Source organism: Paludibacter jiangxiensis (assembly GCF_001618385.1).
Classification (GTDB): domain Bacteria; phylum Bacteroidota; class Bacteroidia; order Bacteroidales; family Paludibacteraceae; genus Microbacter; species Microbacter jiangxiensis.
This window is the reverse complement of record NZ_BDCR01000001.1, coordinates 918,060-937,876: the sequence shown is the minus strand read 5'-3', so window position 1 is coordinate 937,876 and position 19,817 is coordinate 918,060. Positions and strand designations below refer to the sequence as shown.

Below are 19,817 nucleotides of genomic sequence, written 5' to 3'. Positions count from 1 at the left end.
ACAGCTTTATTTCTCCCATTTTAGTAGCCCTTATTATCTATTTCGTGAAGAGCAATTCAAAATCCGTCTTTGTCAGAGACAATACGAACAATAATTTGAGATATTCAATTTTGCTGTTGCCTTATAGTAGATGAACCGGCTTCCGCCTGTGCACAAAAAAAATCCTACTCCAAAAGAAAGAATATCTTTTCATTCTTGGAATAGGAAATACGTAATGCTGACATTCAGGTATGATTGACAGCACAATTTGCCCCGGCAAAAATTAACATTCTTATCATTATTCTCTTTAAATTAAAAGATCAGACGGTCTCTATTCTGATAATGAATAGAGCCGACGATCTCGATTTCTCCTTAGAACTTTGGTTTATATGATCAGTAGTTCAAATATCTTACCGATATAAGAAAAACAACAAATTGATTTCTATTTTGGTTTATTTCTGGTTAGGCTGAAGTGCGCTGTAATATACAACCTAAATGCAATATTTTGTTAACAAAAAATAATCTAGGGGTGTCTTTATTTTTCGTTATCCCTTACAAAACAAATAAATAATATTAATATAGTTAAATTTTATCAGTGGTTTTATTGAGTTACAAAGAAAATCTGCCGCTTCACAGTACAAGAAAACAAGTTTTCGGACTTTGTTTTTATAAGAAAACCTGAGCTTCCTAAGCCTACTAACTCATTAGGCTGCTTGTTTCAAACAACAAGAGAAAAATTAGAACATCATCGTAATATTCGCGTAAACTGACGTTTATATCAAGCAATAACAAAGACCTATAAAGCAATTTATTGAACAAAACACACTAATCTATTTCAAATACCTATCTATTAAATCATTACAAATGTACCCAATATATTTTACCTAATAATTGTTTTACCAATTAATAACAATAATTAATTTATGTACATTACATTAATTATGTTTTATTTTGTTATTTAATTTGTTTTTAACTAAATATTATAGCCTTATATTTAATTCAAAATAGTTTTTAATATAAAATTCAACAATAACAATCAAAAAAACCAATCAAACCCCGCAAGACAAGTTTGAACAACGTTTGAAGAAAAGACTAAAAAAGAGGCAACCGAAAATAACGTTATCAGTTGACTCTTTTACGATTATGCCAACTCGCTCAGTTCGAGCCAGCGCATGGTCTTTTCATCAAGGAGAGATATAATTTCAGAAATGCGGTTTGAGAAATTAATAATCTGATCGGTAGCGAGAGTTCCAATCGAAAGTTGTTCTTCAATTTGTTTTTTCTCTGCTTCAAGCGATTCAATTTCAGTTTCAAGAGCTTCAAACTCTTTTTGTTCTTTGTATGAGAGCTTTTGGGGTTTATCGGCTTTAGGACGCTGTTGTTTTTCCTTTTCCGGCTTGGGAGCTTTTTCTTTCTCTTCTGCCTCCTGAGCGAGTTGGAGCTCTTTCCATTCTCTGTAATCGGTATAGTTGCCGGGATAGTCCTTGATTTTCCCGTCACCCTCAAATGCCAACAGGTGATCCACCACCTTGTCCATAAAGTAACGGTCGTGCGATACCACGATAACACACCCTTTGAACCCCCGCAGATACTCTTCCAGCACGTTCAGAGTCGCAATATCCAGATCGTTGGTAGGCTCATCGAGCACCAGAAAGTTAGGATTTTTAATTAGAACGGTGCACAAATAGAGACGACGGCGTTCACCTCCACTCAGCTTGGCAACAAAACTATGCTGCACTTCGGGAGGAAACAAAAACAGTTGCAAAAATTGCGATGCCGATAACTTTCGTCCATTCCCCAGCGCAATCTCTTCGGCAAATTCTCTCACCACGTCGATTACCTTCATCTGGTCGTCAAACTTCAATCCATCCTGGCTGTAATAGCCGAACGAAACGGTTTCACCTACGTCGAACGAACCGCTGTCGGGCTTCACTTCGCCCAAAAGCATTTTCAGGAATGTCGATTTACCTGTACCGTTTTTACCCACAATTCCCATCTTCTCGTAACGCGAGAAATTATAATAGAAATTGTCAACCAGCACTTTATCGCCATAAGCCTTTGAAATATATTTGGCTTCAAAAATCTTTGATCCAAGATAAGATGCTTTCACTTCGAGCGAAACGCTATTCTCTTCGCGACGTTGCTTGGCCCTACGCTCAATTTCGGCAAATGCTTCCACGCGCGAACGGGCTTTGGTTGCCCGTGCCTGTGGCTGACGACGCATCCAGTCGAGCTCTTTTTTATAAAGATTCTTGGTTCGCTCCGTTTCCGCGTTGAAATTATCAATCCTATCCTGCCGTTTTTCAAGATAATAGCTATAGTTTCCTTTGTAGTGAAACATACTGGCCTGATCTATTTCGAGAATATCGGAACAGACACGATCAAGAAAATAACGGTCGTGCGTCACCATCAGCAATGCCATTTTACTGCCTTTAAGGAAACTTTCAAGCCATTCCACCATCTCCAGATCAAGGTGGTTGGTTGGCTCATCCAAAATAAGCAAATCAGGTTCGGCAATCAATACATTAGCCAAAGCAACACGTTTCAACTGTCCGCCTGAAAGATGGCCTATTTTTTGATCGAAATCGGTAATCTTCAGATTACCAAGAATCTGTTTGATACGCGTTTCGTAATCCCAGGCCTTCAGATCGTCCATCCTGGCCAAAGCGTGTTGATACACCTCATGATCAACAGATGCCGGGTTGGCTTCCAGATGCCGGGTCAATAATTCATACTCCTTAATAGCTTCCGTCACTTCATTGTGAGCGCTGAAGCAGGCCTCCAGTACGCTCAATTCGGGAGCAAACGCAGGATCCTGACGCAGGTACCCAACTCGCAAATCGCGGCGAAATGAGATAGTTCCGCTTTCGTAATCCTCATCTCCGGCCAAAATAGAGAGAAGTGTCGTTTTGCCCGCTCCATTTTTAGCAATCAGCGCAACACGCTGGCTGTCGGCAATGCCGAATGAAATATTTTCGAAAAGAAGGTTGTCGCCGAATGATTTGGTGAGATTCTCTACTTGCAAGCAACTGGCCATAAGATATGTGATATTTACAAAAGTTCTATTATTCTAACCGGGAAAAAGGTCAACCTACATTCCACGAACGTGTCATCTCTCCAAAATTCCACTGAATTTAAATGGTCACTTCATTGACAAGTGGTTTTTCATCTACAAAGTCCTTAATATTTTGCAGGGTGGTTTCGGCGATATTGAATAATGCTTCTTTGGTAAAGAAAGCCTGATGCGAAGTAACTATTACATTATTGAACGAAAGCAAACGAGCCAGTATATCATCGTCCATCACTTTATTGGAACGATCCTCATAAAAGTAATGGCTTTCTTCTTCATACACATCCAATCCGGCGGCTCCAATCTTTTTGTTTTTAAGGCCTTGTATCAAATCGTGTGTGTTAATCAGTTTGCCACGCCCCGTATTAATAATCGTCACTCCATTTTTCATTTTGCTGATGGAATGTTTATTGATTATATATTCTGTATCTTTATTGAGAGGACAATGCAGCGAAATAATATCAGCATTACAATAGAGGTCGTCCAGTGAAACGTATTCAACTCCATTTTTCTCAGCAAAAGCTTTGTCGGGATAAAGATCGTAGGCAAGAACGCGAAGCCCCATACTCCGAAGAATTTCAATTAAAATCTTGGCAATCTTACCCGTACCGATGATTCCTGCCGTTTTACCAAACATATCAAACCCCATTAATCCATTCAGTGCAAAGTTACCTTCCCGGGTCCGGTTATAGGCTTTGTGTATTTTTCGGTTCAGCGTAAGCATAAGCGCCAAAGTATGTTCAGCTACCGCATGAGGAGAATAAGCAGGCACACGCACAACTTTGATACGGCCTTTAGCAGCATTCAAGTCAACATTATTGAAACCCGCACACCGGAGGGCAATAAGTTTCACACCATTATTCACCAATTCATCAATCACAGTTGCATCCACTACAGCATTCACAAAAATACAGACAACATCTGCTCCTTTGGTAAGCGCAACATTGTCGATATTCAGATGCTCTTTATGATATTTAATAGTATAGCCAAACTGACAGTTTACTTCATTAAAAGAAGCTTCATCATAAGGTTTGGTATCGAAAAATGCAATTTTTACACTCATAATCGTTGGAAATTTATGGTTAATCCTAACGTTACAAAGTTACATGATAATACCCAATGAACAAAAACCATCGACAAAGCAATTCAGCCGATAATCGTACAAAACCACCTTTATCTCTTGCGCAAATTTGTATTCTATCGTGGCATGAAGAAAAACGAAAGAAAACTAACTTGTCATTTTGTCAGAATATTTGTGCTGGCACTTTTTTTGATAACAGTAAGCGACGTCCAACTGATAAGACGCTATTTATTCCAATAAATAATCATTTAAATTAAAGTGCTATATGAAAGGAAACATAGGAGTAACGTCGGATAACATTTTTCCGGTAATCAAGAAATTTTTGTACAGCGATCATGAAATTTTTCTGCGTGAATTGGTATCGAATGCCGTTGATGCTACTCAAAAATTAAAAACTCTTGCATCTGTTGGCGAATTCAAAGGTGAACTGGGCGAGCTGAAAGTCACGGTTTCGGTTGACAAACAGAAAAAAACCATTACAGTGAGCGACCGCGGAATCGGTATGACGGCCGAGGAGATTGAAAAGTATATCAACCAGATTGCGTTTTCGGGTGCAGAAGAGTTCCTTGATAAATACAAAGACGACGCCAATGCCATCATCGGTCATTTCGGGTTGGGCTTTTACTCGGCTTTTATGGTTTCCAAACAGGTAGAAATCTACACTCTATCGCACAAAGAAGGTTCAAAAGCTGCTCACTGGTCCTGCAACGGTGACCCCGAATATACTCTGGAAGAGATCGATATGAAAGGTCGTGGAACCGACATCGTACTTCACATCGATGACGACAACCTCGATTTCCTCGAAGATGCTAAAATCAGCGGACTGCTGACCAAATACTGTAAATTCCTTCCGATCCCTATCGCTTTCGGGAAGAAAAAAGAATGGAAAGACGGCAAGGAAGTTGAAACCGAAGAGGATAACATTATCAACGAGGTAGCTCCTGCCTGGACAAAAAAACCATCGGACCTGAAAGAGGAAGACTACACCAAATTCTACCAGACACTTTACCCGATGTCGGAAGATCCGCTCTTCCACATTCACCTCAACGTAGATTACCCGTTCAACCTGACCGGTATCCTCTATTTCCCGAAGGTAAAAAACAACATCGAGCTGCAACGCAACAAAATACAACTCTATTGCAATCAGGTATTTGTAACCGATTCGGTAGAAGGTATCGTTCCCGAATTCCTTACCTTGCTGCACGGCGTGATCGACTCACCGGACATACCGTTGAACGTATCGCGCAGCTACCTGCAAAGTGATGGCAATGTGAAGAAAATTTCGAGCCACATCACAAAAAAAGTGGCCGACCGCCTGCAGGAAATCTTCAAAAACGACCGTACTCAGTTTGAAGAAAAATGGGACAGCCTGAGATTGTTTATCATCTACGGAATGCTTTCGGATGAAAAATTCTACGAACGCGCCGAAAAATTCGTTCTCTTCAAAAATACAGAGAACAAATTCTTTACTTTCGAAGAATACAAAACCCTTATCAAAGACAACCAGACCGACAAAGAGGGCAACCTCATCTATTTGTATGCCAACGATGCTGTTGAACAGCACAGCTACATTCAGGCTGCCCGCGACAAAGGGTATGACGTGTTGCTGATGGACGGACAGCTCGATATCCACTGGGTTGGTCAGTTGGAACAGAAGTTCGAAAAGAGTCGTTTTGTACGTGTGGACAGCGACATCGTTGAAAAACTGATCCGCAAGAGCGACGAGCCAAAAGTAGAGCTATCTGATTTGCAACGCGAATCATTGACAACCGTATTCAGTTCTCAGCTTCCGAAACTCGACAAAACGGAATTTATCGTTACCTTCGAAAACATTGGTGCCGAAGCACAACCGCTGGTAGTAACTCAGAACGAGTTTATGCGTCGTATGAAGGAAATGTCGGCCATGCAGGGCGGCGGTATGATGAGTTTCTATGGCGAAATGCCCGACAGTTACAACCTAGTGGTCAACACAGCTCACCCATTGGTTGACAAGGTGTTGAAAGATGAAGAGACAAAGTGCATTGCCGAACTTGCTCCTTTTGAAGCTAAACTGCAGGAACTTAAAACACGTCGTGATGCGCTGAAAGAATCGCATAAAGGCAAAAAAGACGAGGAGATTCCTCAGGCAGAAAAAGAAGAGCTTGAAGCCATCGACAAGCAAAGCAGCGAAGCCACCGAAAGCAAAAAAGCAGTGGTATCGAACTATGCGGTCAACAATCCTGAAGTGCGTCAGTTGATCGACCTGGCACTGTTGGCCAACAATCTGCTGAAAGGTGAAGCGTTGAGCAATTTCGTAAAACGCAGCATCCAGCTGATGAAATAAGAACCCATTCTTTGTTTATACATCGAAGCCGTTGCAACAATCTTTTGTTGCAGCGGCTTTTTTATATACATCGCTTGGTAAAGAGCTGAATACGAATTATATTTGCTTCAAATTCCACAAAATGAAATTATTTCCCATTTTATTCGTTATGTTCATATTCTTCGGATGCTCTCAAAAGCCGAATAATAAAAGACAATTATCAACATTCAGCCTAGAAAGAGACATATACCGTTTTTCTGAAAAAATGAACAATGGAGATACGCTCTATTTAACAGCTTCCATTGGCGCATGCTTTGACTACACAATAGAATACAATACTATTTTTAAGAAGAATGACTCTGTCTTCATTCAATCAAGATTAGAAAACTTACCTTTAGCAAATACAACAAAGACTCTCCCTCAAAAGTTATATACTTATAACCAAAGAGATACCTTAAATTTTGAAAACTTATTTTACTCACTCAGAAATAATATAACAAGACCTAAAAAAAATGAACACAATACATTTCAAGTCATTTTTAATAAAGACACCATAGAGTTTGTTTGCAAAAATCTCATGGTGCATTTAATAAAAACAGACTATTACAAAAGAATTAATATGAGAATCTATTCTCATGAAGAAATTATCAATCTTTTCGAGAAAGTAGTATATAAACCATAATCATAGAATGATAAGCTAAAGCTCGTTCCTGATAGAAAAATATCGAAGCCGTTGTAACAATCTATTGTTGCAGCGGCTTTTTAATTATCCGACCGACAGGAATAAAAGCCTGATTCTAATACTATATTTGTAAAGTTGTTCCTCCATGCGGTTGATGCGGTTGATACTGTTTAGCCTGTAAAAGTGGTGCGAATAACTCTTGATTTGCATATTCTTAAGTCTCTATAAATGCTCCAGGCAAACGGGAAGTTTACTGGTGCGTCATTCATAAACCCTGATTATCAATCCTTAAAAAAGGAGGTCAACATGTACACCGGAGGCTATGACATTGCGTTGCAAATCAAGGAAGAGGTATTTAATAAAGCGCTGGCCGCCCTCTATTATAAAGGGCTTTTCTACATCAAAAAGGTATTCAAATTTCATTCAGACGAACTACCGCCAACACTAACCAACTTTGCCGGAGTAACGTGCAAAGCCAAACTGACCAGTCCGCCACTTCTTGATTTTGTGGCAGAAGACACTGCCAATCTGATTCTGAATACACAGATGATTTTCTACTTGTTAGGAAGCGTCGAAATTGAGTTTGATGCCGACATCGACGCTCAAACCAAAATTGTGTACGACAATGCCCATCACAAACTCTCACTTGACCTGAAGGAAGCCGAAATTACCTCCATCAGCCTGAACGATGATTTCGATCTGGACGAAGCATCTCTCAAACGCATCAACGACGTGATCAAGTACATTGTTCAGCACGAATTGCTGCACCAAATGGAAACGGTGTCGATTCCGCTCTCCATCTTCGATTTGAAGGTACCCGGTGTTCCTGAAACACATCAGATGCCGGTAAATCGTGTAGATGGCAAAATTATTGACAACTCATGGTTTCGCGCAGGAATTGATCTGTTTGAAGATACTGCCGGCGATTTTAATGCCATTCAGTTTAACCGGACAGCAGACTATAACATGGCAATAACGGAAAGTACCATACAGCAGGTTATCGATTTCTGGTGGCTGTTTACCATTAAACCTCATTACATTACCAAATCCAAAACCGACCAGTTGGATAAAGTGCAGAATTTTGTCAACGATGTGATTGATGTTGCAGAAAGAGTACTTCAGGTTGCCACGCTTGGGGCGATTGATGTCGACACCACGTTTTGCAATACTAAGATGAACTATGGAGCGACCATCAATTTCGTAAAGCCGAATATCAATATTTTGACCGGCGAACGGTTCTCCATCTTTGACACGCAAATGGGCGTTGATGTTTGGCTGAACATCAAGACCGACATCACCACAACTACCGAAGTTCTGTGGGGACTACTAGGAAAATCGTCCACCTCAGCCATCGATCAGACACTGGTCAATGTAACAGATAATATCGCCGTGACTCTCAAAAATATTGAGGGAAGAATTTACTTGAACGATCAGATGGAAGTGATGGGAGAAGTGGAACAGATCGACGTTGATTTCGATTTCGGAGATTCATTTGTAGAAAATCTTACCGACGCAGCTGTCGCAATCGTAAAAGGCTGGATCATTGATATGATAAAGTCGCATATCCATGCCATCGTCCTTTGTCCGAAAGTAGTGGACATCAATATTGAGTCGCTTGGATACCATGCTCTGATTGCTCCGGAGGAATTAATCACAACCGACAACGAAGTACGCATTGCCCTCAACCTGGACATCAAAGAGTTGCAGAAAAACACAACTCCTCAGCCCGGATTCATCGCCAATACACACACGAAAGAGGTTCACCGCATCTATTGCGACGAACTGGATGAAATGAATGAAATAAACAAAGTGGGTTATTTTGTGCTGAAAGATGCACTGAACGACGGCTACGACACCTGTGGCAAGTGCATTCCGTGGTACAGCAAACGGTAAGATATCTGAGAAGGCAGTACAGCACACGGATTTCACAGACAAAACAGATAAACACTGAACGTGTATTTCACTTTATCTTGAATATCTATAATTTAGATATAGTTTAATTCCGTATATTCCGTGAAATCCGTGTGCTATTTTTTGACAAGTTGGCTTGTTTATATCATATACCTCAATTTATCCATCATCAACGGAATTTCCTCTTTGGAGATACCCGAAGCAAGAAGCTGGGGAACGTCCTGATCGAAAGCCTTGTAGAAATCGTCGTCATCCAGACGGAAAAGCTGAACGCTTTTGGCATACAACTGCAAAGCGTCGTTCCGTTTCTGCTGCGACCACGCTACATGTCCTGCATTCAGATAATCGAGTTTCGTAGGCTTCTGCTCAATAATCTTGGCGTAATAATTTTCCGCCTGACGGAACTTCCCGCTAAGAAACGAACACCAGGCAATCGCTCTCCACACTTTAGGAGTAGAAGTAGCCAACTCGACCTTAAAATAGTAGTTCAAGGCTTCGGCATAACGTTTTTCCTGCACGAAAAGATGCCCGATCTGCAACTGTATATTCCGGTTTTCAGGATCGAGAACTTCGGCACGCTTATAATAATCGAGAGCCTCATCGTAATTGCGAAGCATTTTGTTGCAAAAGGCGATTTTTCGTGTCAGCCACAACTGTTCGGGCAATAAAGCCTCAGCCCGCAGGTAGTACTCCAGTGCTTGTCCAAAATCAGCGGTTTGCTGACGGCAATAACCCATCTTCTGGAAAAGCCCGGCATCGACATCTGCTTTTGAGAGCTTCTCAAACAGGGCAAAAGCTTCGCCATAATATCCTTTGGCAAAATAATATTCGGCTATTTGTAACTGCTGTTCTTCCGACAAATCGAGCATATCGAAAAACCAACAAGAATGAAACCTCAATGCCCAGTTGAACACCGGCATGAAATCGTTCCGGTAAGCAAACAACTTGAAGAAACGGTAAAGATCCTGAATATACTGGTTGGAAACCTGACGTTCGTACGTTTCCGTCTCCATATTCAGATCCGATTTTTTGAGTTCGTCAATCTGTTCAGCCTCCAATTTGAAAGCCTGCATCATCGATTTTCGCTGCGATTCGGCTATTTGCTTCATACTGATTGCCAGTGAATATTTATCGGAGTTGCAGAGATAGGCATTGTTCAGGAGCAACTGCATCATCTGGTTATTTTCCGCAAAAAGATCTACTACAGTGGAATGGCCTGTATCGAACGGCAAAAACCAGTTAGGTAGCTCGTTGAAGAACGGATAATGTTTCAATTGAGCAAAAGTATTCATGTAGACATCAGCTCCTTCCAGCTGCAGCTCGCTCATTTCACGAAGCTTGTCGCCCACCCCACTTTTTTCAATAAGATCCTGCCATTCAGGATTTTTATCTTCCCATTCTTCAGCCGAAGACATGTTGTCGAAATCGATTTTATCTTTCACCTGAGGAGCCAGCTTCATCATTTCGGGCAATATTTCCTGCTGCATCTTTTGCGAGATTTTATCTGTCTCCGATGTCCTTGCAAACTGAATGATAATGGTAACCAATGCCTTCGCAAACTTCGGATCATCACTCAACAACGCAAGACGTTGCCGGATACCGTCATAAAATGGCAATCGTGCATTGTAAATAGCCAGCGCGAGTGCCAGTCCGACCAGTGCGCGCAGACGAACCTCAGGCTGCTTGTGCATGCATGCATCAGCCAGCAAACCTATTCGTTCGGCATTAAACTGGCGAACTAAATTGAGTGTCAGAGCCGAAATGGCAAATGATTTGTCAACCGGATCGATAGTATCACTTGCAAGCAGGAGTTTGAAGCTGTCGGCATCCACTTCCTGAATCAGCCATAACGAGCGGAACATTTCCAGGCGGGTTTGTTCATGCAAGGCGATTTGCTCTTTGCGATTGCTTTGCTGATTGAGCCCCTCTTCGATCAGAAACGCCACCACTTTATTGGTTGATTGTTCCTCTAATGAATGAACAATGGCCCGCAGGCTTCTCAGCTGGGATCGGTAATAACGAATTTGTGAGTAATCGTACCCGCTTGAAAATTTGGTGAACAGTTCTTCCCTGATAGTATCGGTAAGTAAAAAGGCCTTTTTGACGAGGTTGTGATACACGAGTTCCCGCTGAGGATCGTTCACCCCGTCGACGGCATACTGGAGCATAAGCCGATAGTTGTTCTCCAGTTCATCAACGCTATCGACATATTCGAGCAGATGAACATCCTGAAGCCAACTACGCAGCGCATCGATAGCCTGTTTCAGACGTCGGTTCTTGAGGTGCACCAAAATCTGGGTAGCGGTATTTTGCATCTCGGTTATTGTCATATCCGGTAATGTATTAATCGGTTGCTAAGGTAATATAAAACGGCACCTTTTCTCATTAATACTGATGAAAAGTGCCGTTTAACTTAAAACAAAAACCGTGCCACGAACGTGGCCTAATTTGAAGACGCTGGCTTCGTGAGAGGTTTTTCCTCGGCCTGCACCACATTGCCGCTTGTAGTATGTATGTAGTAAATTTTATCTTTGGTCTCTTTCTTCGACGTTAGGGGAATTTCGTATTCGAAACGACATTCGACTTTCCTCAGCAACACTTTGTCGGACGGCATGTTGCGATAATTGTCCATCTTTGCTTTCATGGAATTCAACCATTTCTGGCTCGCCTCCAGCGGTCTGATTTCAGCAGCTATACTTTCACGCATCGTTTCCATATCATACCTGACATAAAGCGTTTGCATCTGCAAAAGGCTCCGGAGTGTTTTGCTGTTTTGCTTCAGAAGTGTGTCGACTGGCTGGACGAGTGATTTTTTTATAAATGTAAGGCTATCATTGACAGTGACCTGACCAACTGTTTTTGTTTCGAGAGGGTAAAACCGGAAATCGGGATCGGCAGTCTGGCGTTGTTCATAACTCCAGATAGCTTTAATGTCATTGTCGGAACTGTTGCATCCGAAGAAAAGACAACACAGAGAGATGAGTACGGTTGCCGTTACTGCTTTGTCAACCATATATTTAATCGCAATATTCACGGTGAAAAAAATTGTCGTTTGCAACATTAACCGATCCGACTGATTTTGCGCAATCGTTCTTCATCGATAACCTTTATTTTTCGGCCATCGACCGCAATAATCTTTTCGGTTGCAAAATTGGATAATGTACGAATGGCGTTGGATGTGGTCATATTGGAAAGACTTGCCAAATCGTCACGGGAGAGGTAAATATTGAGTGTAGCACCGTCTTCTTCCAACCCATAACTATCCACAAGGAAAAGAATGGATTCGGCAAGACGTCCACGAATATGTTTTTGAGTAAGATTTACAATACGGGTGTCGGCAATACCTAAATCTATCGCCATTGCTTTGATGAAAAACAGTGCCAGTTCATTGTTTTCCTTCAGGAGTTTACCAATCACTTCCGACGGGATCATAAAAATCATTGCCGTTTCTACCGCACAGGCAGCTGTCAGATAGGGTTCTTCGGCAAAAAAGGCACGATATCCAAAATAGTCGATCGGCTTAATCATCCGTACAATCTGGCTACGCCCACCGACTCCATCTTTGTAGATTTTCACTTTCCCTTTGATCAAACAAAGCAGATGGGTTGGTGTTTCTCCTTCACAGTAGATCATTTCATTGCGCTTGAACTGCTGCATCTTGGAATTGCTTCGCAAATAATCCAGTTGTTCACCGGTCAACACATCCCAAATTCCGGGAAGAGACAGGATGGACAAATCCGTTGTCTGTTTTGGTGCCATAAAAACATGTTTTTCAACACAAATGTAAGCAATTTCAACAAAAAATCAATTCTGTCGAAAAATGCTGATTCTCTTTAGATTAGATTTATGCTTGTAAAAATTCTACCAGCTTTTTAACCGCATTTGCCCTGTGGCTTATCTGGTTTTTGACCGTAAGATCGAGTTCGGCAAAAGTTTTGTTATAATTTTCGGGCACAAAAACCGGATCATATCCAAATCCGTTAACGCCTTTGGGTTCATCCAAAATAGTGCCTTTAACTTCTCCTTCAAACAGATATTCTTTTCCCTCTTTTATCAGGGCTATAACGGTACGAAAACGGGCTTTTCGGTTAGTTTTATCTTCCAGTTCCTGCAACAGCTTACGCATATTAGCTCCGGCATCCTTATCAGCACCGGCATATCTGGCAGAATAAACTCCCGGAGCGTTATTCAATGCTTCCACTTCGAGTCCGGTATCGTCGGCAAAGCAGTCTTTCCCAAAACGTTCATACACGTAACGCGCTTTCAGCAAGGCATTTCCTTCAAGCGTTTCAGCAGTTTCAGGTATGTCGTCAAAACACCCGATCTCTTTAAGACTCAGTATTGTATACTTATCTTTAATATATTCCGATACTTCGTGCAGTTTATGATCGTTGTTGGTGGCAAAAATAATATCCATGAGGTAAATAAGTCTGATTAGTTTTCTGCTTCAAAATGTTCGAGATAAAATTCTCCGTCTTCAAAAATGCCATAGGTAAACTGAGTGAACCAATCACCGATAATACACACCCGACTGTCGTTTTTGAGCATAAGATCGAGAAGTATGTGTCGGTGTCCAAAGACAAAAATATCAACTTTGGCACTATCCGGAAAGGCTTTTGCATAACGAACCAGGCACTCTTTGTCTTCGCCGAGATACCCGGCATAATCGTTGCGCTTCGGTTTCTGGCGATTAGATTTTGACCATCCAAGCCCAAAACCGAGGCCTAAGCGAGGAGGAACATACGAGAAGAGTTTCTGACAAATTTTATTGTGGAAGATAGTCTGGATTAGCATCACACTTTTGGAATGATCGCCCAGACGGTCGCCGTGAGCGAGATAAAGCCGTTTACCATTCCAATCAACAATTTCAGGCCGACGGTGAACCGTCAGCCCGATTTCCTGTTCCAGATAACCGAAAGTCCACATGTCGTGATTACCTGTAAAATAGTGTATTTTAATTCCTCTATCCGATAGCTCTCCGAGTTTCCCCAGAAACCGTGTGAACCCTTTTGGAACAACTGTCTTGTATTCAAACCAAAAATCAAACATATCGCCCAACAGGTACAAGGCTTCAGCATCGTCTTTGATGGAATCCAGCCAACGAACAAGTTTTTTTTCATGTTCGCGCGGGTCTTTTACCAGTCGTGAACCTAAATGGGCATCGGATACAAAATATATACGTTTCACTCGTTTCTATATTACATTCGGATGGAATAAACCACCAGTTATTTACTCGGGGTATCTTCTGTTTTCTTGGGAGCTTCTTGTCTGGGAGCCGGCTGTGATGCACTTCGTTCCGAACGCTGAACACGGCTTCCCTCCTGCGACTGGTTGTTACTTCTGCTCTGATATTGCCGTTGTCCATTGTTGGCAGGTTGCGTCTGTTGGTTTTGAGGCGCTACTGCCGCCGGTTGACGGGTGTTCTGATTACCGGAACCGGACTGTTGCCAACGGCTTCCCTGGCCGGCATTTCCGGTATTCGTTTGTGCCGGACGGTTATACGTATTTTCCTGACGGGCACCCTGACTATGCTGGTTAGAATTTCCGCTATTCCATTGATATCTAGCTTCTCCCTGCGGTCTGGTATTGTTATTATTCGAAGGAGTGACAGTGCCACTGTTCCCCTGACCTTGATTTTGAGTCGGACGGGTGTAAGTTCCATCCGGACGGGTGCCCTGGTTATTCTGGTTAGAATTTCCATTATTCAATTGATTCTGAGTTCCGCCCTGTGGTCTGGTGTTGTTATTATTTGAAGGACTTACAGTTCCGTTGTTTCCCTGACCCGGGTTTTGATTTTGGCGGTTGTATGAACCATCCGGACGAGAATTTTGATTTCTCTGATTGGAATTCCCTCCCTGGTTCCATTGCTGGTTACCGGGTTGAGAAGACCTGTTGGGAGAACTATTCTGCCAGTTGTCGGACGAACGACTGCCATTCGTTTGGGGAGTAGAACTGCTCCGCGTACCCCGGTTATCATAGTTAGGATTCCGGCGGGAATTATAAAGATCGTCATTACGGGAGCTACCGGATCTGTAACCGGATGGAGCTCTGTCGGGGCGATAGGATCTTAAACTCTGCGAAGGTCTGTCGTTGAAATGGTACACCGAACTTGAATAATCGCCTCTTCTGTAGGCTCTCATATGCTGAGAATAATAACGTGTCGGGTTACGGTCATAAACAGAAACAATCACATAATTAGTATTATAACCAACATGGTACCAATAAGGCAACTGAGGGCCTGAACGCCACACACCTTCCTGATACCACCAGTATATGTTCAAATCGGGATTGAAATAAAAGTTCATATCCGGACAAAAATAGTAGGGATAGTAATTAACGTAAGCTTCGCCGTAATCATCCGATACAGTTCCTGTAACAAAACAAGAAGATAGGGTTACGGAAAGGATACATCCCACAACAAGTTTAAATAGATTTTTCATAGCCGTGTTTTTTTTAATATTTCCGAATTGAGTCCTTATATATCTTTGACTCCCGAAAAACCGCGATGTTTAATCGTTCTCCTTAAAGTAATCCCAGTTCCAGTTTCGCTTCATCGCTCATCATGTCACGATCCCAGGGCGGATCAAATACAAGATTGATATTTACGCCTTTAACTCCTTCAACCGACTCCACTTTCATCTTCACATCTTCAAGTATAAAATCGGTAGCCGGACATCCGGGAGCAGTAAGTGTCATATCAATGTTTACATTACCGTCCTCCAGGACATCTACTTTATAAATCAAGCCAAGATCGTATACGTTGACCGGAATTTCAGGATCAAAAACCGTACGCAACATCTTCACTATATTTTCTTCCTGTGCTAAAAATTCATTCATCGATAATTCAATTTTAATGTTGGTTCTCTGGACGAAAGCTTTCTAAAAAGCAGTTCTGCATCCTGCTGTTTAACAATAGATGCAAAATGAACCTGTTTCGTCGCATTAGTTCATCTCTTTTATTAAACGATCAGCTACTTCATACTCAAAACCCCGTTGTAAGGCGAAATTCAGCAATTTACCTCTTCTTTCGTAGTCACTTGCCGCCTTGATTTCCCGGACTTTTTTCCGCAGCAGTTCGCTAAGCGTTTGTTCGTACAAAGATACATCCATTTCAGAGAAAACCCTTTCCAACAAACTGTCGGGGATCTTCTTCATCCGCAGAGCCTGAGTTATTTTCAGCTTTCCCCACTTGTTGAATCGCAGTTTGTCATTCACAAATGCACTACAAAAACGCTCATTATCAATATATTTTTGTTCAACAAGATATGAAACAATTTTCTCCGTCTGATCGGCATCGGCACCCCACAGCTGAAGTTTCGCTTCTATGTCGGCACTACAAACCTCTTGTTTTGAGCTGTAAGCAGCGCCCTTTTTCAATAATAAATCATACGGGATTTCCATTGCCAAAGTAGTCTTTTACATTCAATTCTTTATTGCTTTAACCATTCTCGCGTTTCCGAAAAGGTCGGTACGCAGCTCCACAAACCCGAAGCCCATTTGCCGGAATAATTCAACCGTTTCTTTTCCTTTATCACGGTTAATCTCAACATACAAAGCGCCCTCTGGTTTCAGTCGGGCAAGTGCTATTTTGCCGATCGCCTCATAAAACAACAGCGGATTAGCATCAGGAACAAACAAAGCCATTGAAGGTTCAAAATCGAGCACATTCGACTGCATGGCTGCTTTTTCATTTTCAAGGACATAGGGCGGATTACTCACTATCACGTCAATCGGTTCCAATGTATCGGCAAACGATTCCGATAGAACGTCCGCACAAAAAAAGCGAACATTCGCGTCGTTATATTTTGCATTTGCACGAGCCACCTCAAGTGCATCTTCCGAAAGATCGCAAGCCTGAATTTCGGCTTCAGGAAGATTCTTCGCCAGCGCAATGGCAATGCATCCGCTCCCGGTACAAAAATCTATGACAGAACACGATATGTCTTTATAGTCATTCTTTATCCACTCCACCAACTCTTCCGTTTCGGGTCGGGGAATAAGCACCCTATGGTCGACTTTGAAACTGAGTCCGTAAAACTCCGTTTCACCCAACACATATTGCAACGGTTCCTGTGTTCGCAATCTGTCGATGCACCGCGAAACTTGTTGCTGTTGCTCGTCTGTCAGGACTAAAGTGCCATCGGATAATAACTGAGCTCTCGAAAATCCTGTAACATGTTCGCAAAGAGCAATTGCAACAGCCCGGGCTTCATTAGCTGAGAAAATGGGAGTCAATTCACTAATGACGTTTCTGATAATATTCATCCCTTGAAAATTTATTTTACTGTCGGTAGAAACCAATGGGAGTCACCCTGCATGCTTCAATTTAAGAAACTACATACTATTGCAAATTTACAAAAAAGAAACCGGAGTGATCCTTCCTGTTATTTTTAAGAGTTAGTTCAACCCTTTTTTTGTTACCTTTGCACTCCAAATTTAAAACATGGGAAATGGACAAATTACGGTTTATCAGTTTTGCAAGCGGAAGTAGCGGGAATTGCTTTTTTGTAGGCAATGCAACTCAGGGCATACTGATAGACGCGGGAATCGGTATCCGTACCATGAAAAAACGCCTGAAAGAGATTGGTCTCGAATTCTCGGACATTCTCGGCGTTTTTATCACTCATGACCATTTCGACCACATTAAATCGGTAAAACCGCTTGTTGACAAGCTGCTAATTCCTATCTACGGAACAAAGGAAACGCTTTCATCCATCGCTCAACTTCAACAACTTGGAAGTCAGTTTATTGCCGGACAAAAAATTATCTCCAAAGAAGAACCTGTCTCGATTGGAGACTGGAAAATTACCGCTTTCGAAGTTTCGCACGATGGCACCGACAATGTTGGGTACAGCGTTGAATATAAAGGACATACTTTCACACTGGCAACCGACCTTGGCTATGTTTGCGAAAATTCTGCCCGCTATATCTCCGATGCCGATTATCTGGTGCTCGAAGCCAACTACGATGAAGAGATGCTGGCAAACGGGCCGTACCCCTACATGTTACAGGAACGTATCCGCAGTAACACCGGTCACCTGAGCAACAGCGATGCCGGCCGCTTTCTGGCCGACAACTATTCGGATAAACTGAAATATATTTATCTCTGCCACCTGAGCCATTCCAACAACCTTCCTGAACTGGCCTACTGCACTGTAAGCGAATTACTCGCCGACAAAGGAATCATAGCCGGCAAGGATGTGGAACTTGTCACGCTCGAGCGGACGTCTCCTTCCAAACTTTACGTTTTCGAATAAATCGACTATTTGAGCAACTCTTCCAGTTTTGCTACCATTGCTTTGAACTCTGTTTCGTTGTAAAGTCTTGTCATAAAGACAATTTTACCCTCTTTGTCGATAATCACATTCCGTGTAACACCTGCTTCTTTATCGGCATAAAGCTGAAAATGTGCAGCGCCAGGATCGAGTGCCATCGGATAAGTGATACCGGTACTCAAACTAAAATTCTTCGCAACGTCGAGCGGTTCATCACGGTCGATAGCATACAAAGCAAACGAAGGATTCGATTTCCAGCGTTGCCATATATCTTTCTCAATAAAAGGCATTTCTTTGCGGCAAACACCACACCAACTCGCCGTAAACTGCAACATCACCACTTTGCCCCGTAACGACCACAAATTGACGGTACGTCCGTCGGTCAGTGTCATGGTAAACCCGGGAGCTGTCTGCCCAAGTTTCACAATGTAGCCTCTGTCAGCCGATTCCTGATTGGAAGAAGCCGAAGCATTTTGGGCATATAGGCTGCCAACAATCGCGCCCATAAAAAGCGCCAGCAAAATTTTTCTCATATTCATTTTTATGTTCATTTATTCGTATAAATATTCGGTATATTTTTTCGTATCCTATTCATTTTCAAGATGAATTATTAATCACAAAAAGCATCGAGACATGATAAAAAACTATATTTCAATAATTTGCCATTATACCACAAAGTGATAGCTCTTTATGCAAAGAATTCAACCGAAAAAGAGTAACTTTGCAAAGTTATTAAAACGTTTTTGATTGACCAGTAGATGATTGAAATTATTCCCGCCATCGACATCATAGAGGGCAAATGTGTCCGACTCTCTCAGGGCGACTATCAGCAGAAAAAAGTCTATAACGAACAGCCGCTTGAAGTGGCCAAAGAGTTTGCCGATGCCGGTATCCGCCGACTGCATGTTGTCGATTTGGATGGTGCCAAAGCGCAGCACATTGTCAATCATAAAGTACTCGAAAGCATTGCCACTCACACCGATTTGGTCATTGATTTCGGGGGAGGCCTCAAAAGTGACGACGACCTTCGCATCGCTTTTGAATGTGGTGCCTCCATGGTAACCGGAGGAAGTATCGCCGTAAAACAACCGGATGTATTCTCGCACTGGATAGAACGTTATGGTACCGAACGCATCATTTTGGGTGCCGACGTCCACAACGAAAAAATTGCCGTAAGCGGTTGGCTCGAAACCACCGACAACGACCTGATGCCCTTTATCGAAGGATATTGCAAAAAAGGGATTCAAAAGGTTTTGTGCACCGATATTGCCAAAGACGGTATGTTGACGGGAACTTCGGTGGAATTGTACAAAAAAATAATGGCTCATTTTCCAGCTTTGCAACTGATTGCCAGCGGAGGAGTTAGCAGCATTGCCGATATCGAAGCGCTCGATGAGGCCGGAATTCCATCGGTGGTATTCGGCAAGGCCATTTACGAAGGGCGTATCAAATTATCAGAATTACAACGATTTATATAAAAGAAAGATTCATTTCTCTTTCAAACAACGATGATGAAA

Annotated in this window: 17 protein-coding genes; 5 read left to right on the top strand and 12 right to left on the bottom strand. The window is 42.1% G+C overall.

Translation table 11 applies throughout. From position 1 onward, the window contains the following. Positions 1-1,120: 1,120 nt before the first annotated feature. Together PJIAN_RS03650 and PJIAN_RS03645 are read right to left on the bottom strand one after the other, a co-directional pair. Positions 1,121-3,016: an ABC-F family ATP-binding cassette domain-containing protein gene (locus PJIAN_RS03650; RefSeq protein ID WP_068702106.1), complete on the bottom strand. Its 1,896-nt coding sequence runs from the start codon at positions 3,014-3,016 to the stop codon at positions 1,121-1,123. Between the two features lie 97 nt (positions 3,017-3,113). Then, positions 3,114-4,112: a 2-hydroxyacid dehydrogenase gene (locus PJIAN_RS03645; protein ID WP_068702104.1), complete on the bottom strand. Its 999-nt coding sequence runs from the start codon at positions 4,110-4,112 to the stop codon at positions 3,114-3,116. Positions 4,113-4,395: 283 nt separating this feature from the next. Between PJIAN_RS03645 and htpG the strand changes: the two genes are divergently transcribed. The 3 genes from htpG to PJIAN_RS03630 all read left to right on the top strand — a co-directional run bounded on the left by htpG (position 4,396) and on the right by PJIAN_RS03630 (position 9,007). Further along, the gene (gene htpG, locus PJIAN_RS03640; protein WP_068702102.1) at positions 4,396-6,453 is read left to right on the top strand and encodes a molecular chaperone HtpG; all 2,058 of its coding nucleotides are present in this window, start codon (positions 4,396-4,398) and stop codon (positions 6,451-6,453) included. A gap of 121 nt (positions 6,454-6,574) precedes the next feature. After that, a complete protein-coding gene (locus tag PJIAN_RS03635; RefSeq protein ID WP_153802475.1) occupies positions 6,575-7,114 on the top strand; it encodes a hypothetical protein in 540 nt (179 codons plus the stop codon). A 228-nt stretch (positions 7,115-7,342) separates the two neighbouring features. After that, complete coding sequence (locus tag PJIAN_RS03630; RefSeq protein ID WP_068702098.1) at positions 7,343-9,007, top strand: hypothetical protein; 1,665 nt, start codon at positions 7,343-7,345, stop codon at positions 9,005-9,007. A 158-nt stretch (positions 9,008-9,165) separates the two neighbouring features. On the opposite strand, the gene PJIAN_RS03625 is transcribed toward PJIAN_RS03630, so the two are convergent. From PJIAN_RS03625 to prmC, 9 genes are all read right to left on the bottom strand, one after another. Further along, on the bottom strand, positions 9,166-11,355 hold the full coding sequence (locus tag PJIAN_RS03625; RefSeq protein ID WP_068702096.1) for a tetratricopeptide repeat protein: 2,190 nt from the start codon (positions 11,353-11,355) through the stop codon (positions 9,166-9,168). 113 nt (positions 11,356-11,468) lie between these two features. Next, positions 11,469-12,059 (bottom strand): hypothetical protein, encoded by a 591-nt coding sequence (locus tag PJIAN_RS03620; protein WP_153802474.1) that lies wholly within the window; start codon positions 12,057-12,059, stop codon positions 11,469-11,471. 26 nt (positions 12,060-12,085) lie between these two features. Next, positions 12,086-12,784, bottom strand: coding sequence for a Crp/Fnr family transcriptional regulator (locus tag PJIAN_RS03615; RefSeq protein WP_068702092.1), 699 nt, complete (start codon positions 12,782-12,784; stop codon positions 12,086-12,088). A gap of 85 nt (positions 12,785-12,869) precedes the next feature. After that, positions 12,870-13,442, bottom strand: a complete 573-nt coding sequence (locus tag PJIAN_RS03610) for a non-canonical purine NTP diphosphatase (protein WP_068702090.1) — start codon at positions 13,440-13,442, stop codon at positions 12,870-12,872. 17 nt (positions 13,443-13,459) lie between these two features. Next, positions 13,460-14,212, bottom strand: a complete 753-nt coding sequence (locus PJIAN_RS03605; protein WP_068702088.1) for a UDP-2,3-diacylglucosamine diphosphatase — start codon at positions 14,210-14,212, stop codon at positions 13,460-13,462. A gap of 38 nt (positions 14,213-14,250) precedes the next feature. Beyond that, positions 14,251-15,465: a hypothetical protein gene (locus PJIAN_RS03600; protein ID WP_068702086.1), complete on the bottom strand. Its 1,215-nt coding sequence runs from the start codon at positions 15,463-15,465 to the stop codon at positions 14,251-14,253. Between the two features lie 82 nt (positions 15,466-15,547). Then, positions 15,548-15,862 (bottom strand): metal-sulfur cluster assembly factor, encoded by a 315-nt coding sequence (locus tag PJIAN_RS03595; RefSeq protein WP_068702084.1) that lies wholly within the window; start codon positions 15,860-15,862, stop codon positions 15,548-15,550. A 105-nt stretch (positions 15,863-15,967) separates the two neighbouring features. Continuing rightward, complete coding sequence (locus PJIAN_RS03590; RefSeq protein ID WP_068702082.1) at positions 15,968-16,426, bottom strand: regulatory protein RecX; 459 nt, start codon at positions 16,424-16,426, stop codon at positions 15,968-15,970. Positions 16,427-16,447: 21 nt separating this feature from the next. Beyond that, the gene (prmC, locus tag PJIAN_RS03585; protein ID WP_068702080.1) at positions 16,448-17,290 is read right to left on the bottom strand and encodes a peptide chain release factor N(5)-glutamine methyltransferase; all 843 of its coding nucleotides are present in this window, start codon (positions 17,288-17,290) and stop codon (positions 16,448-16,450) included. A 185-nt stretch (positions 17,291-17,475) separates the two neighbouring features. Here prmC and PJIAN_RS03580 point away from each other — a divergent pair, with 185 nt between their 5' ends. Next, positions 17,476-18,282: an MBL fold metallo-hydrolase gene (locus PJIAN_RS03580; RefSeq protein WP_068702078.1), complete on the top strand. Its 807-nt coding sequence runs from the start codon at positions 17,476-17,478 to the stop codon at positions 18,280-18,282. 5 nt (positions 18,283-18,287) lie between these two features. Here the strand turns inward: PJIAN_RS03580 and PJIAN_RS03575 are convergent, their stop codons facing one another. Then, entirely contained in the window at positions 18,288-18,839 is a 552-nt protein-coding gene (locus PJIAN_RS03575; RefSeq protein ID WP_068702727.1) for a TlpA family protein disulfide reductase, read from the bottom strand. A gap of 219 nt (positions 18,840-19,058) precedes the next feature. Between PJIAN_RS03575 and hisA the strand changes: the two genes are divergently transcribed. Next, on the top strand, positions 19,059-19,778 hold the full coding sequence (hisA, locus tag PJIAN_RS03570) for a 1-(5-phosphoribosyl)-5-[(5-phosphoribosylamino)methylideneamino]imidazole-4-carboxamide isomerase (RefSeq protein WP_068702076.1): 720 nt from the start codon (positions 19,059-19,061) through the stop codon (positions 19,776-19,778). Positions 19,779-19,817 lie beyond the last annotated feature (39 nt).